The organism is Pseudomonas fluorescens, from assembly GCF_000730425.1.
In the GTDB taxonomy this organism is placed as follows: domain Bacteria; phylum Pseudomonadota; class Gammaproteobacteria; order Pseudomonadales; family Pseudomonadaceae; genus Aquipseudomonas; species Aquipseudomonas fluorescens_X.
Genome location: NZ_CP008896.1, coordinates 2,547,918 through 2,564,128, shown reverse-complemented (window position 1 = coordinate 2,564,128; position 16,211 = coordinate 2,547,918). Strand labels below are relative to the sequence as shown.

General features: G+C 61.3%; 9 protein-coding genes. 4 read left to right on the top strand and 5 right to left on the bottom strand.

Annotated elements, in window-relative coordinates; genetic code table 11:
- Positions 1-5 precede the first annotated feature (5 nt).
- Together HZ99_RS11260 and HZ99_RS11255 are read right to left on the bottom strand one after the other, a co-directional pair.
- Positions 6-5,129 (bottom strand): dermonecrotic toxin domain-containing protein, encoded by a 5,124-nt coding sequence (locus HZ99_RS11260; protein WP_051903151.1) that lies wholly within the window; start codon positions 5,127-5,129, stop codon positions 6-8.
- Between the two features lie 189 nt (positions 5,130-5,318).
- On the bottom strand, positions 5,319-8,417 hold the full coding sequence (locus HZ99_RS11255; RefSeq protein WP_038443046.1) for a transglycosylase domain-containing protein: 3,099 nt from the start codon (positions 8,415-8,417) through the stop codon (positions 5,319-5,321).
- 520 nt (positions 8,418-8,937) lie between these two features.
- On the opposite strand from HZ99_RS11255, the gene HZ99_RS11250 reads away from it, so the two are divergent.
- Positions 8,938-10,347: an amino acid permease gene (locus HZ99_RS11250; protein WP_038443044.1), complete on the top strand. Its 1,410-nt coding sequence runs from the start codon at positions 8,938-8,940 to the stop codon at positions 10,345-10,347.
- Between the two features lie 49 nt (positions 10,348-10,396).
- Here the strand turns inward: HZ99_RS11250 and HZ99_RS11245 are convergent, their stop codons facing one another.
- From HZ99_RS11245 to HZ99_RS11235, 3 genes are all read right to left on the bottom strand, one after another.
- A complete protein-coding gene (locus HZ99_RS11245; RefSeq protein ID WP_038443042.1) occupies positions 10,397-11,527 on the bottom strand; it encodes an OpgC domain-containing protein in 1,131 nt (376 codons plus the stop codon).
- A 143-nt stretch (positions 11,528-11,670) separates the two neighbouring features.
- Complete coding sequence (locus HZ99_RS11240) at positions 11,671-11,967, bottom strand: cupin domain-containing protein (protein ID WP_038443041.1); 297 nt, start codon at positions 11,965-11,967, stop codon at positions 11,671-11,673.
- Between the two features lie 63 nt (positions 11,968-12,030).
- A complete protein-coding gene (locus tag HZ99_RS11235) occupies positions 12,031-13,650 on the bottom strand; it encodes an FMN-binding glutamate synthase family protein (protein ID WP_038443039.1) in 1,620 nt (539 codons plus the stop codon).
- A gap of 289 nt (positions 13,651-13,939) precedes the next feature.
- Here HZ99_RS11235 and HZ99_RS11230 point away from each other — a divergent pair, with 289 nt between their 5' ends.
- The 3 genes from HZ99_RS11230 to HZ99_RS11220 all read left to right on the top strand — a co-directional run bounded on the left by HZ99_RS11230 (position 13,940) and on the right by HZ99_RS11220 (position 16,186).
- Entirely contained in the window at positions 13,940-14,212 is a 273-nt protein-coding gene (locus tag HZ99_RS11230) for a type B 50S ribosomal protein L31 (RefSeq protein WP_038443038.1), read from the top strand.
- Positions 14,213-14,342: 130 nt separating this feature from the next.
- Complete coding sequence (locus HZ99_RS11225; protein WP_038443037.1) at positions 14,343-15,686, top strand: HD domain-containing phosphohydrolase; 1,344 nt, start codon at positions 14,343-14,345, stop codon at positions 15,684-15,686.
- Between the two features lie 86 nt (positions 15,687-15,772).
- Positions 15,773-16,186, top strand: a complete 414-nt coding sequence (locus HZ99_RS11220) for an NUDIX hydrolase (protein WP_038443035.1) — start codon at positions 15,773-15,775, stop codon at positions 16,184-16,186.
- Positions 16,187-16,211 lie beyond the last annotated feature (25 nt).

Genomic DNA, 16,211 nt, shown 5'->3' with positions numbered 1-16,211 from the left:
GGGTTTCAGGTATCGCACCTGCTCAAGGCCAGGCGGGTCTGTTCGCGTAGCCATTCCTTGCGCCGTTCCCCCAGCTCATTGAGGAGCTGGTTGTAAAGGGCGTCAGGCATCACGTCATCTGGCTTGACGCGGTCTGCTATCTGCAAGCGTTCCACCAGCGCTTGCAGTGCTTGGCGTTTATGCACTTTCTGCTCTTCGGTCAGGCCAGAGGATTGGGCGTAGACCTGCTGTTCACTGTGCAGTTGGTCGAGTAGCGCGAACTGCTCGTCATTGCTTTCTTCGTTGGCTGCGTAATCCGTTGCGTAGTGGTCCTTGAGAAACCTTTCCCAGTAAGGCTCGAGCAGCATTTGATCCACCAGCCCGTCACCTTCGCCCAAGGCCAGGACGGCCGTGTGGGCCTGGGTGATGGAGGTGTCGCTGACGTTGGCCGTCGCGCGGTACAGCATGTGCTCGCTGACCCAGGGCAGGTCGAGTTGGCGTGCCAGACGTGTCTGATAGGCCAGGTGGACTTCCACTTCGTCGACGGTGCCGGGCGCGCCGTCGATTACCTGGGAGGTGAGCCGCAGGCCCAGGCCGCCCTGGTCCACCGGTTTCAGGCGGTGGGCGATGTCGGCGCGGGCCACGGCATTCAACAGCCTGAGGTTGGCCGCCCCCCTGGCCAGCTTGACTGTCCGTTCTTCGCGTTCGGCGTGCGTGCGACTGAAGAGTCGGGCTTGGCTGGCTTGGACCTGGATGCCCATGTTGTTGAAAATCTGCATGCCGGCATCTGGGCATAACCCTGGGAAACTGGACATTTGGAACAGTGTCTGGCGCAGCTCACCGTCCGTGTGCATGGTCGCCAGCATCAAGCGTACCTGTGCTCTCATCACCGGGCTGTTCTGCGTGTACAGGGCCTCGTCGGCCGGATCTTCGAAAAACTCCGGTGGTTCCAGGGACTTGATCACTTCGAAAAAGCCTTGGGAGCCGTGTTCATGTTCCAGGTCGTTCCACAGGGCGTAATAGCGCGCCTGGTTCTCGTCATCCAGGCCGTCGAGCCAGAACTCGCTTGACCCCTGGGGTTCATAGGTTCGATGAGGGTCCAGTCCGAGCACGGTCCTGTAGGTTTCAAGGCGGATCTGGGCATCAAGGTGCAACGTTGAACGATCCAGGTGAGCCAAGGCAATTACCATCGCCGATTCGGAGTCAGGGGCCACATCGGGGACCGTGGTAATGGGGTTGCCCCGCAGTTCCAGGATGAATGCCTCGTTACGCGGCTGGCTGAACAGGCCGGCAGGCCATGCGCTGATTCCTGTATCGCTGAGCAGGAGCATGTCCAGGTTAGGCATCAGGCTGATATCCGGCACGCTGCCCAATGGGTTGTTGGCCAGGCTCAGGGCGCGCAGGTGCGAGAGGTTACGCAGCTGTGCGACGGTGGAAGCGTCCAGCACAATTTTGTTTTCGGCCAGGTTCAGTTCCCTGAGCAATTTCATCTGCGCTATGGCCGCGGGCAGTGTTTCCAGGCGGTTACCAGTAAGGTCAAGGATGCGAAGGCAAGGGAAGTGCTGCAGGAAGTCAGCTTGATCCGAAGTAAAACCACGGTCGAGCATATGCAGGGCGGTGACTTGTCGCAACTGGGTGGGCAATGTGGGGAGTTTGTCGGGCCATTGAACCTGCGACAGGTCCAGTCTGATCCCACGCCCCCGAGGGGCCTGTTCGTTGTGCCGCTGTGCATGGCTCGCACGCCAGGCGTTCATCAGTGTATGGGCAAGTTCGCCGCGGATTTTTCGATCCATGGCTTCCAGCCGACTGCCGGCCGGCCAGCGGGTTTCAGACCTGACGTAGGCGTCCAGGGCTCCTTCAAAGGCCTGGCCTTCGCTTTCCAGGCGTTCCAGTACCCTCATGCCCTCTTCACTCTCTGCGCTTTGGGAAAAACTCCTGACGCCTTGCTCGGACATTTGCGGGAGCCATCTTTTGATGCGTTGCTGCAAGGTGGCGGCAGGGGCGCTATCCGCTGACACGCCACGTAAGGTGCTGGTGTTGCAGCCTCCCAGCAGGACAAGTATCTCGTGTTCGGCGTATGCGCGGATCGGTGGTTGCGCCATGATCAGGCGCCGCTGTGCGGGAACTGCGATTTTTTCAATCAACCATGACCTGAGCTTCTCGCCATCGACAAAGCGTTTGTCGGTGATCAGGGCCTGGAACACTGCATTGTAGAAGTCGGTGGCGCCGTGCATCAGTTTGCCTTGGGCATTGAACACTCGGTACTGCGCGTTTCTATTGCGTACCAGGATCCGCACGTTTGAGGCGTCTTGTGCACCAACCTGGGTACGCAAGCCGCCGGCGGGGGTTCTGTCGCGAATTTCGATGCGCAGGTTGGCCAGTGCGTCGGTGTGAATTCTCAAGGTGTTGAGCGCCAGTGACTCGGTCTGTGCCATGAGGTGTTGACCTTGGTAGATTTGCTCGAACATGCGGGTACTGGAGACTTCGAAGTCCAATTCCTGGGCTTGGTTCTTGACGTCCAGCGGCAGGCGCTTGTCCTCGTTCATGACTTTAAGGTGGCGCCCGCGGGTATGGCTGATCAGGCGTTGGGCGATGCTCAGGGGTAACTCGGGATACTGGGTACGCAACAGTTGGATGAGAGGGGCATCGGATGCTTCCTGTTGCGTGTAGAGGTGCTGGTTGAGGGACTCACTTTGTCGTTCAACATACTCGGCCAGCCGCTCGCGCAGGGCCTGTACCTGCTCGGCAGCTCGCCAGGTTTCACCCAGCAGGTGGCTGAGCTGTTGTGGATCGAGAAACACCACGACTTTTTCCGGTAACCGGCCCGCCATGATGTCGGCGGTGCTCAAGGCCAGCACGTCGCGGCCCTGGGCAGCCGGGTTGCCGTAACGCCGTATTGGGCCGGACAGGTCTGAGTGCTCGTAGACATGCAAGGCCTTGTCCTGCGGCCAGCCTTCAAGCTCGGTGACCATTTGTTCAAACCAGTAGGACGAAGGATCAAGCGGCTGGGCGGTGCGGATTTGCTCGATGCTGACGCTGATCTGTCGCTTGTTGTTAAGGCGTTTGAGGGTGTCGGCGAGCAAGGGTGGGATCGGCTGATTGTTGACGTACATGTAACGTAGCGCACCGTAGTCCACAGCGCTGATGAGCCGCGCCTGTTCAAGTTCGCCATCGCTCAGCCTATCTGTCTGTGGCCCCAGGCGGCGCAGTAACCGGCTGTTGCTCCAGGTACGTGGTTGCTCGCCTTCCAGCACGCAGGCGCCGCTGCCATTGAGTGTGACCTGTGGGCGATAGGCGTCGGCGCGCTCGGCATGGGCGAGGTGAAACGCCTGGGTTGTGGGGTCCTGCCGGACCTCGTAATGCTGGTTGTCTACGCGGATGATCTGCTTGCCCTGATGGAGGTACAGCCCGGTTTGCTGGGGAGGAAGGTCCTTTGGCAAACGCAGCTTGCGGTGCTGATAGGGCCTCAGGTCAGGGTTCCATAAGCGGGTGTCGCCTGGCGCGATCTGGATGGGTTTGAGCCGGTCGACAAACGGCGACAGTTTCACCCGCGCGATGTCGGTGAGCTGCCCACCTGCGTGGAACAGGCCTTGTTGAACGAGGTTTTCCGCCACCGCCAGGGTGTGTTCCCATCCTTCCAGTTGCAGGCCTTCACTCCAGTCGACGATGCCTTCGAAGATGTCGTTGAGCACCTGGTAGGCGGTATAGGCCAACACCAGCTCACCGAGCAACGGCACGAAGGGCGTCGCCACCATAAGGGCGGCGTTGGCAAGGTCCGAGAGCATTTTTTGCAAGTTGTCCCACCACGCCCAGCGAGCAATACGATCGGCATAGTGGGTGGAAATGGCGATTTCCCGAGCATCGTTGACGACTTTGTTCAGCTTGACCCGGTACAGGTAGCGCCACAGATCGTCACCGGCCGGATGGCTGGCGCGGTTGGCGGTGTCGTCGCGTATGGGCTGAATGCGAAATTGCAGGTTGGGTGCCTGCAGCGGGGTTGCCCGCCAGTTCGGACGGTTGTCGCCCGGTGCTCGAGGATGCCAGCTCACGGTCGCGAGCAGGGTGTTGAGTTGGCTAAAGAAACGGCCACGTTGGTCGTGGGGGACGAACTGGCTGAAAAACTGCTGGTAAGAGGGGCGCCGCGCATCCGTGGCAGGTGGGTTGTTGCGCAATTGGCTGGTCAGCTCTTTGACGAAATCCAGCGACGAAGGGTATTCCTTCAGCGGATGTTGCGAATCATGGGGAACATACGCCAGCATCCGCCCGGTCCCCCAGTCGGCCGTTTGCGAGGTGATGACCAGGATCCCGACCAGGCGGGTTTGCAGCAGGTCCAGGGTGTAGAACTCCACAGGCTTGCCGCCGAACATCATCTGTCCCGACGCGCCTGTGACTATGGCCTGGATCAAGCGGTAGGCGTCCTGGGTAATGTGTTTGTGCGCCAGGGCTATATGGGCTGCGCAGTTCAGGGCGGCCTTGAGGTTATGGGTGACCTTTTGGCGCAGCGCGTTGGCAACCGGCGGGTTATCGAACCCCAGCGTCGCTCGCAGTTGGTATTGGTAGCGTGCCCCTACATCGAGGTCGCGACAGAGCGCCTTGAACGTATCGGCGTTTAGCACCTGGCCGCTTGTGTGATGGGTAAACGTCAATGTTTGGCGCTGGCCGCGGGCATCTTCATCGGACAGGAAGGCGAAATCGGCGAAGGTTTCCGTGGCTGAAAAATTGTGCAGTGCTGCATCGAGCAAGGTGACGGTGCGGCTGGTAACGCCAGGCAGCACATTGATCGCCCACCAGGGAGAGTTGGCCGGCGCATAGAGGCGAATCCAGGTGTGCAGCACATCAATATCGCCGTATTCGCGCAGGGCGTCCTTGAGCAACGGCAGGGCAAAAGCCTGGATGTCATTGAGTGGGGCAAGGGTTTTATCGAGAGTATTCTGGCTGGCCCAGTGATCACCCAGAGCTTGCTTCATGGCCCTGAGTGCCGAGGGGCTGAGTTGGCGTTCGCCGATGGTTGGCCTGAGTGTTTTCAGGGTTGCCAACCGTTGGGGGCTGGCGTCCAGCAGCCAGTACGGCAGTTGCTGTTGGATGAATGTGTAATGAACCGGCTTTTTTTCGCTGATCGACAGGGATCGTTCTATGACAGTGGTTGGCATGCAGGGATGACCTTTTGCTTGTGCTTGGGTCATTCGAGTATGTGCGGGTGCGCTTGCTCTAAAGCTTTAAAAGGTTGTTCGATACCGCGATGAAGAGGTGAGCCATTCAGGTTGCAACCCTGGATCAATAACGTCCTGTCGCCAACGCTGCGGCGTGGCACTGTGTGCTGCGCAAAACCACGGAAAAGCCTAGTGACTATTGCTGGCTGCGCACAACGTATGCTCGCCAGGTTGCAGGTAAGGGATCAGCAGTGGCGCCATGCCCTTGAGGACCTGGACGGGGAGGGCGGAGGTAAACGTGAAGTTTTGCGCGGCGCTGCCAGGTACAAAGGCTGTCAGCGTGCCGAAGTGCTGTTCGCCAATGTAGAACACGAACGTAGCGGTGCGATTGATGGACTTGGAGCTCAGAATGCGCCCCCCGGCACCGATCGCTTCGATACGGTTGTCCCCGGTACCGGTCTTGCCGCCCATGACCAGGGGCGTGCCATCCGTCAGTTGGAAGCTCCCCGAAACCCGTTTCGCGGTGCCTGCGTCCACCACCTGCGACAGGGCGCCTTTCAAGGCGCTGGCCACGGCACTGGGCATCACCCGCTTGCCGCGGCCGGGGTCATTGACCAGGCGGGTTTCATAGGGGGTGCCGACGGCAAACTGCAGACTGTCGATGCGCAGGGTAGGCTGGCGCACGCCGTCGTTGAGGATGATCCCCACCAGTTCGGCAAGGGCTGCCGGGCGATCCCCGGAACTGCCGATCGCCGTGGCCAGGGACGGCACCAAGTGATCGAACGGGTAGCCGACCTGCTGCCAGCGTTGATGAATATCGAGAAACGCCTCGATCTCCAGCATGGTGCGGATCCGACTGTCGCGCGCACTCTTGTGCCGGCTTTTGAACAGCCAGCCATACACTTCCTGGCGCTCGTGCTCACTGGCGGCCACCGCCTGAGTGAAGGTGGCATCGGGTTTCTCCAGCAGGTAGCCCAACAGCCATAGGTCCAGGGGGTGGACCCTGGCAATATAGCCCTGGTCCGGCAGGTCGTAGGTGCCGGGGCCGTAATCCTGATAGAGCCTGGCCAGGCGCTCGTCGGTGAGTTTTTGCGGGTCCTTGGCGTTGCTCAAGTGGGAACGGACAAAGCTGTTGAAACTGGCCTGGCTGGCGTGGGGCAGCAGGTAGCGGTGTACTGCGGCCAGGCGAATGGCAGTGGGGTGCAGGCTGTCGAGGAAGGTGTCGAGCCGAGCCTGGGTGTCCTTGCCGCGATACTTTTTCCAGAAGCGCAGCAGGAACGTGGTGCCCTCGCGGTCGGCGAACTGGGCCAGGTATTCCTGGCGACGTGGGTCGCTGTCGTCTTTGAGCAACTGGGCACTGTTGCCTGGGGCCTGGTAGGTGCTGTAGCGCACCACATCGCGCATCAGGCGAATGAACGGCAGGTTGATCGATTCGCGCAGGGCATCGCGCAAGGTCGGATTGCGGCCATTGTCCTCGTTGCGGAAATTATGGAAGTGATGCAGGCCGCCACCGGTGAAAAAACTTTCGCCGGGGTTGGCGGAGTATCGGCGCTCGAGTGCGGCATCGAGCATCTTGGGCAGGCTTCGATCAGTATTTTGCGCCAGGTAATCCAAGGCCCAGCCGGTCAGGCGATCCTGATCGCCGAAGTCGACGTTCTTCAACGCCCCTGCTGTTTGCCCGGCGTAACGTTCATGCAGTTCGCCGATGATTTGCAGGTAGGTGGTCAGCACGCGCAGCTTGGCGGTGGAGCCCAGCTCCAGCTTGCTGCCTTCGTTGATGTCGAAGGGTTGGTCGGTGCTGTCGGTCTGCACCCGTACCCGGGCACCGTCGCTGCCTGTTTCATACAGATTGAAGCTGTAGCGCACTTGCGCTGTGCTGGCAGGCGTCAGCAGGCGCGGGCCAAGCAGGCCCAATTGCGCGGCGAAGGCAGGGTCGGCCAGGCGCCTGAGGTAGGCACTGGCCTGGGTTTGCAGGTCATCTTGCAAGGTGCTGGTGGCTGTCAGGTCCAGGCGGTCGAGATCGTACAGTGGGCGGTTGAGCAGGCTCGCCAGGCGATTGCGGGCAACGCTGATGCCTTTGTTGGTTTCTATCGGTTGAAGGGTGGGCTGCTGCTGCCAGTCGCGGTAACTCACTTGGCTGGACAGCGCCGCCTTGGACAGGGCCGGGTCAATGACCCCGTTGCTGGCCAGCAGGCGGATATGGCTGTCGGTCAGGCTGGCCAGTTCGGCGCGGCCCTTGGCCAGGTAATAGGACGGTCGGCGCTGGGAGATCATCAGCGCCAGGACTTCACGCAGGGCCAGGCCTTTTTGCGCGAGTTTTTTCGGGTCGTTGCCCGCCAGCAGGGCGTTGGTCTGGTTGAAGTCGGCACCGAACCACACGCGCAGGCCGTCGGCCATGCCATGCACTTCGCCATGGCCTGGCACGGCGGACAACGGCACGCTGTTGAGGTAGTCGCGCACGATATCCTGGCGTGCTGCCAACGTCTGTGGGCCGTCCTGATAGGCGCGCACGCTGGCGGAAAGCATCTGGCGGATCTTCTCGCCCCCGGACAAAGTCAGGCCGTCGGGCGAGTGGCGGTATTTTTCCAGTTGGGTGGCCAGGGTGCTGCCGCCGGCGGTCTGGCCTGGCAGGTGCAGCAACCGGGTAACTTGCGACCAGGCGGCCTTGGCGAAGCGGGGCCAGTCCACGGCCGGGTTGGCGTAGGGCCGGGCCGGGTCAAGCAGGTCGCGGTCTTCGATGAACAGCAGGCTGTCGACCACTATGGGGGGGATGGCGCTAAAGCTCTGGTAGGCCTGCTGCGGGTAGGTAAAGCGGTACAGCGGCGCGGCGCGGCAGTCGCTGATCGACAGGCCTGCCTGGACCTTTTCGGCATAGGGCACGAACAGGCCATGCTCGGTGTAGTCGATCAACTGCGCGGAAAAACGTGCCTGCTGCTGAACCCGGTAGTTGCGCTTGAGCAGACGTGGCAGGAACTCACCGAGGGCACTGTAGCCCAGGCGCTTGTCGAAGGGGCCGGCGCCGGGATAGACCATGGCAGCGCTGGGGCCGGGTTCGACCTTGTAGCTCAAGGTGCTGGCCAGGTGGCTGAGTTCCCGGGCCTGCCATCGCGAAGTGCGCATCTCATGATAGGCGCCATACCCGGCGCCTATCAGTGTGATCACCACCAGTAGCCACACCATCCGCCACCGGTACCGCCGTGTGCGGGGGCTTCGTGGCAATGGCTGTTCATCCGCGCTGTCGGTGGGGGCCGCAGCCTTGGTCGAATCGGTTTGCCATAAAGCGCCCATAGTCGAGTGATCCATCCCTGCAGATTGATCGGACTTGACTGAAGCTTAGACGTTGATCTGCGCCTGCAAGAACTTTGTGTCCAGGGGGCCTGGGCGCTCTATAAACCGCGCAGGCACTCCATCCAGCGGTTCTTCAACGTGCCGACGTGAAGCCCTGAGCGCTGGGCAGATGCCCGCACTAGAGCGGTCTGAATGGGTAAATACGACCAGGGTAGGGGCATGACGCTACCCTTGTGCTGTGCAATACTCGCCGCCGTTTCGCTTGGAGTGCGTGTGGCATGGGCCAAAAGTGCCACGCCGCCGAATCGGCTTTAGCCGAGACTTCTCGCCAAATTTTGCCGTTTATTGAGTGAAAAGCCCTGTAGGGAGCTTTTTATACTGCACGCCCGCTGACCTGGCCGATGTTCCTGCCAGGCGGCCCCGCCCAAAAGGCTGGCCGGTCACCCACGCGTACAAGCGCACCCGCTGGTACGCCGAGACTTGGTGGTTCTATCCAATAACAAAATGAGGTTGTATCCCTATGCCTGTTGGCAACCACCTGCCCCATGGCGAGACCGCTTCGGGCGGCCCGCTCAAACGTGAACTGGGCGAACGGCATATTCGTCTGATGGCGCTCGGCGCCTGTATCGGTGTCGGTCTGTTCCTGGGTTCGGCCAAGGCCATCGAGATGGCCGGCCCGGCAATCATGCTGTCCTACATCATTGGCGGCCTGGCGATCCTGGTGATCATGCGCGCCCTTGGCGAGATGGCCGTGCATAACCCGGTGGCCGGCTCGTTCAGCCGCTACGCCCAGGATTATCTCGGCCCGCTGGCGGGCTTTCTCACTGGCTGGAACTACTGGTTCCTGTGGTTGGTGACCTGCGTCGCGGAAATCACCGCCGTGGCGGTGTACATGGGTGTCTGGTTCCCCGAGACCCCCCGCTGGATCTGGGCCCTGGCAGCCCTGGTGAGCATGGGCACGATCAACCTTATCGCGGTGAAGGCCTTCGGTGAGTTCGAGTTCTGGTTCGCCCTGATCAAGATCGTGACCATCATTGCCATGGTCATCGGTGGCGTGGGCATCATCGCATTCGGCTTTGGCAACGACGGCGTGGCGCTGGGGATTTCCAACCTGTGGGCCCACGGCGGCTTCCTGCCCAACGGCATTACCGGTGTGCTGATGTCGCTGCAAATGGTGATGTTCGCTTATCTGGGCGTGGAGATGATCGGCCTGACCGCCGGTGAGGCGAAGAACCCGCAGAAGACCATTCCCAATGCCATCGGCTCGGTGTTCTGGCGGATCCTGCTGTTCTACGTCGGCGCGTTGTTCGTGATCCTGTCGATCTACCCATGGAACGAGATCGGTACCCAGGGCAGCCCGTTTGTGATGACCTTTGAGCGCCTGGGCATCAAGACAGCGGCTGGCATCATTAACTTTGTGGTGATCACTGCGGCGTTGTCGTCCTGCAACGGCGGGATCTTCAGCACCGGGCGCATGCTCTACAGCCTGGCGCAGAACGGCCAGGCCCCGGCGACCTTCGGCACGACTTCGCGCAATGGCGTACCCCGCCGGGCGCTGCTGTTGTCGATCTTCGCCTTGCTGCTGGGCGTGCTGCTCAACTACCTGGTGCCAGAGAAGGTCTTCGTCTGGGTCACGTCCATTGCGACCTTCGGTGCGATCTGGACGTGGGTGATGATCCTGCTGGCGCAGCTCAAGTTCCGCAAGAGCCTGAGCCCCGCCGAGCAGAAAGCCCTGAAATACCGCATGTGGCTGTACCCGGTCAGCTCGTACCTGGCCTTGGCGTTCCTGGTGTTGGTGGTGGGCCTGATGGCGTACTTCCCGGACACCCGCATCGCCCTGTATATCGGCCCGGCGTTCCTGATACTGCTGACCGTGCTGTTTTACGCGTTCAAGCTGCAACCGACCCAGGCTGCACCGCAGTCGGTCTGATCGACCGGACACCGGTGGCCGCGCAATGCGGCCACCGGCTCAGGCCCCGTCAACTGCCCGCAGCCAGGCTGCGCTGAGGCGCATTCAAGCGTTTGTTGAACTCCAGCCAGGCCGCCAGTGCCGCCATCAACAACAGGCCCAGCAGCGCACTGAACAGCTGCATCGGCCAGGCATCGTCGACCTGGGCGTTGAGCATGTCCGCCAAGGGCGCCAGCAATACCCCAAGGCAAAACACTTCCAGCGAATAGCGGCCCATGCGGCAGCTTTGCTGCGCCAGCCAGTTTTGCGTCCAGGCACGACCGGGCAGCAGCTTGGCCGTGACGTAGACCAGGGCCAGGAAATGCACCAGGCGCACCGGCGACAGGTCGGTCTTGCTGATGGGGTACAGCCAGTCGCTGATGACGGCGGGCATCCACGCATCGTGGACCTCGGGCCAGCGCCAGGAGAGGGTGATCACACCGGCCACTACGGCATAGGCCGCCGCGCCCAGGAACAAGGGTTGCCGGTGCAGTGGCCGGGTTTCGGCGGCCCGTGGCTGGCTGGAGCGGATCGCCGCCGCCCCGCCGAGCACGAACAGCAACTGCCAGGTCACCGGGTTGAAGTACCACACTCCGTCGGCAATCGCGGCCAGGTTCCAGCCCAGCCGGGGGGCCAGCAGGTACACCGCCAGCGACACCGCCACCACCGCCAGGGGCTTGCGCACCAGCACCGGCAGCACCAGCGGCAGGCCGAGCAACAGCACGATATACAGCGGCAGCGGGTCCATCAGGTTGGGCTTGAAGCGCAACAGCAACTCATCGGTCAGGGCTTGTTGCGGGTTGGTGATGAAGTGCGTGAGGCCCATTTCCTGGACCAGGTCGCGGGTTTCCACTTTGCTGTTGGCGAAGAACACGATGCCCATCAGCATCGCCAGCAAGAAGATGTGCACCACGTAGAGCACCCAGGCGCGACGCAGGATTTTCAGGCATGCCATCCAGTAGCCTTCGCGCTGCAATACCTTGCTGTAGGCCAGCACGGAGGCGTAGCCGGCGAGGAATACGAAGACCTCGGCGGCATCGCTGAAGCCAAAGTTGCGCAGGGTGATCTGGCCGAGTGGGTTGTGGGGGACGTGATCCCAAAAAATGAAGATCAACGCCAGGCCCCGAAAAAAGTCGATGCGCGGGTCGCGTCCGTTAAGCATGGCTGCGGGCTCTTGAACAGATGGTTTAATAATGACAACGGGACGTCGGCCACGAAGGCCCCGTACGTAGGGCGCGCGCAGGTTGGCGGTATTTGTAAGCAATTGCAAAGGTTGGGTATTACTGAATGTCTCATCCCGCCCGGCTAGACGTCGATGATCACCAGGGTGCCGTGGCTGCCAGCCAGCACGCTGTGGGCGATACCGGCTTGGACCAGATACATCTGGCCAGCTTCGACCTTGACCTGCTCATCGCCAATGGACAAGTGCAGGCGGCCGCTGATGACGAGCAACCCTTCGTTGTAGTCGTGGGTTTCTTCCTCGTAGGCCTGTTCGCTCATGCGCAGGACTTTGATCCAGGCCGGGCCGACCTGGCCGACCCGGGATGATTTCCAGCTTTGCGGCAGTTGCCCGGCCAGTGCAGCGAAATCCAGCAGCGGCATGGTGAGTCTCCTTGTTTCAACGATGCCGTCGGTGGTCCGGTTCAGCGCGAATGAATGTCGAACTTACGCAGCTTCCACCTCGTGCGGCTCAAAACTGTCCGCCCGGGCCATCTGCCACATCCGCGAATAGAACTCGCCGTTCACTTCGCCGGTGAGTAACTCCCCCGGTTTGAGGAACACATGCAACTGCGAGAACAACTTGATCTCGGTGGCGGACATCCGCCGCACCAAGTGCTTGGCCGACAGTTGCGACGGATGATCCAGCCCCGCGGCGGCGAGCATTTCGGCCAGGGCCTTGAGGGTATTGCGGTGGAAGTTGAACACGCGCTGGGCCTTGTCCGGCACCACCAGTGCGCGTTGGCGCAAGGGGTCCTGGGTGGCCACGCCGGTCGGGCATTTGTTGGTGTGGCAGCTTTGCGACTGGATGCAGCCGATGGCAAACATAAAGCCGCGGGCCGAGTTGGCCCAGTCGGCACCGATGGCCAGGACGCTGGCGATATCGAAGGCGCTGACGATCTTGCCGCTGGCGCCGAGCTTGATCTTGTCGCGCAGGTTCAAGCCCACCAGGGTGTTGTGTACAAACAGCAGGCCTTCGCGCAGGGGCACACCGATATGGTCGGTGAACTCCACGGGCGCCGCGCCGGTGCCGCCTTCCTTGCCGTCCACCACAATAAAGTCCGGCAGGATCCCGGTTTCCAGCATGGCCTTGGCAATGCCCATGAACTCCCAGGGGTGACCCAGGCAGAACTTGAAGCCCACGGGCTTGCCGCCGGACAGTTCCCGCAACTGCGCGATGAACTGCATCAGTTCGATGGGCGTGGAAAACGCACTGTGGCGTGACGGCGAGATGCAGTCTTCGCCCATCAGGATCCCGCGGGTCTCGGCAATTTCCCGGGTGACTTTGTGCTTGGGCAAAATCCCGCCATGGCCGGGCTTGGCACCCTGGCTCATCTTGATCTCGATCATGCGTACCTGCGGGTTTTGCGCCTGCACGGCAAAGCGCTGCGGGTCGAAGCGACCGTCACTGGTACGGCAGCCGAAATAGCCGCTGCCCAGTTCCCAGGTCAGATCGCCGCCGTGTTCCCGGTGATAGGGGCTGATGCTGCCTTCACCCGTGTCGTGGGCAAAGTTACCAAGCTTGGCGCCCTGGTTGAGGGCGCGAATCGCGTTGGCACTGAGGGAGCCAAAACTCATCGCTGAAATATTGAACACCGACGCCGAGTACGGCTGTGTGCACTGCGGGCCGCCGACCATCACGCGAAATGCGCTGGGATCACTCAGCGGCGCCGGGCGCATGGAATGGCCGATGAACTCGAAGCCGGACTGATACACGTCGATCAGGGTGCCGAAGGGTTTGTCAGCTGTTTCGTTCTTGGCCCGGGAATACACCAGGGAGCGCTGGGCCCGGGAGAAGGGCAGGGCATCGCTGTCGGATTCGAGCAGGTATTGGCGGATTTCCGGGCGAATGCCTTCGACCAGGTAGCGGATATTGCCCAGGATCGGGTAGTTGCGGCGCACCGCGTGGGGGCTTTGCAACAGGTCGAAGATGCCGATCAGGCTCAACACGGCGGTGACCAGGGTGATCGGCCACAGCCATTCATGTTCGATAAACGGCAGGCTGGCGAGGGTGAAGATCACGCACACGGCAAAAAACGCATAACGACTCAGCAACGACAGGCTCATACGGTTTCCTTGGCTTCGGACTCTTTATGACCTGTAGGCGCCGGCTTGACGGCGAGGGCGGCCTTGGGGACGCAATCGCAGGCAAACCAGCTCCTACACGGATCTCCAGGCTTTTGTGCCTGTGTTCTTTCACGGTTCAACACAGAGTCCCAGCTTACGGGCGAGTTCCTTGCCGGGGCAACCGCCCAAAGCCTGCGTTTGGGTCGGTATTGCAATGGGTTCTCGTTTAGGTGCACTATGAGTGTTATTGTATAACGTATTGAATTTGCCAAAATGCCCCGGAGGCCCTATGAAACCTGGTATCCATCCTGATTATCGTGACGTGCTCTTCCATGACACCGCAGCCGATGTTTTCTTTCTGATTGGCTCTACCGTCGATACCGACCGCACCTATCAACACAGCGATGGCAACACCTACCCCTACGTGATCCTCGATGTCTCCAGCGCCTCTCACCCGGTGTACACCGGCCAGCAGCGCAAGACCCAGTCCGAAGGCCGCATCGCGGGGTTCAACAAGCGTTTCGCCGCGTTTGGCTCGTCTGGCAAAACCGCGGGGGCCTGATTAATCGGCCAATAGCATCATTAGGCCACCATTTGGGCAGAAAACCGACTAAACTGCTGGGTAATAGCTAGGAGGCTGTTACCTTGACCGTAGGAAGCGCACACCGACGCGACTTGATCCGAGGTGTTCCGTGGGAGAGTCTGTTAGCTATTCCGAGACCGAACGCCCGGTGGTGCTGTTGATTGACACCCACCCGGACGTGCTTGAACGCCTCGCGCAGTTACTGTGCCTGGAACCCTTTGAACTGTGCAGCGCCACCACTGCCAACGAGGCGCTGGCCATCCTCGCCGGCCGCTGCGTGGACCTGGTGATGAGTGCTGCGCGCCTGCCCGATATGGATGGCGCCACGCTGTTGGCGCAAATCCACCGTGACTATCCCCACACCGTGCGTCTGCTGTTGACCGGTGAGACCGACCTGACGCTGATCGTCAAGGCGATCAACGAAGGGCAGATCTACCGCTACCTCAGCAAACCCTGGAAGGACGACGAACTGCTGCTGGCGTTGCGTCAGTCCCTGGCTCACCAGCATTCCGAGCGTGAGCGCCTGCGCCTGGAACAGTTGACCCGCCAGCAGAACGAGGAGCTCAAGCAGCTCAATGCATCCCTGGAGAAGCGTGTGGTCTCGCGCACCAGTGAATTGCAACAGACTGCCGACATGCTCGACCTGGCCTACGAAGAACTCAAGCACAGCTACGCCACCGGTACCGAAGTGTTTTCGTTGCTGGCCAACCTGCGCCTGCCGCGCAGCAAGCAGACCAACCGCCAGATCATCGAGCTGGTACGCACCTGGTGTGTGCTCCATGGCCTGGACGACGCCAGCAGCCGCGACCTGACCATGGCGGCGGCGCTCTACAACATCGGCAAGTTAAGCTGGAGCGACAGCATGATGGTTGCCCCCTCGGACTTGCTGCACAGCACCGACCGCGAGCGTTTTCGCGAGTATTCCAGCCAGAGCGAATCCCTGTTGATGACCCTGGAACCGATGAAGGACGCCGCACGGCTGATCCGTCATCATCAGGAACGCTGGGATGGCAGTGGCTTCCCGGATCATCTCAAGGGCGAGGCGATTCCCATGGGCTCGCGTCTGCTGAAGCTGGCGGTGGACTTCATCGAGTTGCAGCGCGGCCTGATCCTGGAGCGGCAGATGAACAGCGACGAGGCGCTGCTGTACATTCGTAAATACGCCGGGCGCCTGTATGACCCGGACATGGTCGAGGGCTTTGTACAGGCGTGTGCGGCGTTCCTCAGTGACGTAACGCTGGGCGACCCCAATGTGCGGGTGCTCACGACTCGCGAGCTGGCCGAAGGCATGGTCCTGGCGCGCAACCTCAATGCCGATAACGGCATGCTGCTGCTCAATGCCGGCAAGGTCTTGAACCTGCCGCTGGTGGACAAGCTGATCGCCTTCGAAGCCATGGAAGGCGCCAGGTACAGCGTGTTCATCAAGGAGCCCGAACACCCCCCAACCCTGTAGGAGCCGGCAAGCCGACTCCTACAGGGTTTGCGGTGCATCGAGAGTCATGTGATCCTGACGGCCTTTTTATCCAAGGCGTTTATTTCATGCCCAAGACCCTCCGCATCGCCGCCGCCCTGTTGATCGGCAACGACGGCCAGACCCTGCTGGTGCGCAAGCGCGGCACCCAGGCCTTCATGCAGCCGGGCGGCAAGATCGATGCGGGCGAGCAACCGGTACAGGCCCTGGCCCGTGAGCTGCATGAAGAACTGGGGCTGCGTATCGACCCTGCAGCGGCGCAGTACCTTGGCCAGTTTTCGGCCCCGGCAGCCAACGAGCCGGGATTTACCGTACACGCCGAGCTGTTTGAAGTGCGTATCGACGTACCGGTGACCCCTGCCGCCGAGATCGAAGAAGTGCGCTGGATCGACCCGGCGGGCGACGGCGGCCTGCCGTTGGCGCCCTTGACACGTGACCTGATCCTGCCTTTCTATCGCTCATCGCTGGCCACCACCGCCTGACAGGCCGGGCTCAAAGGACTGAACC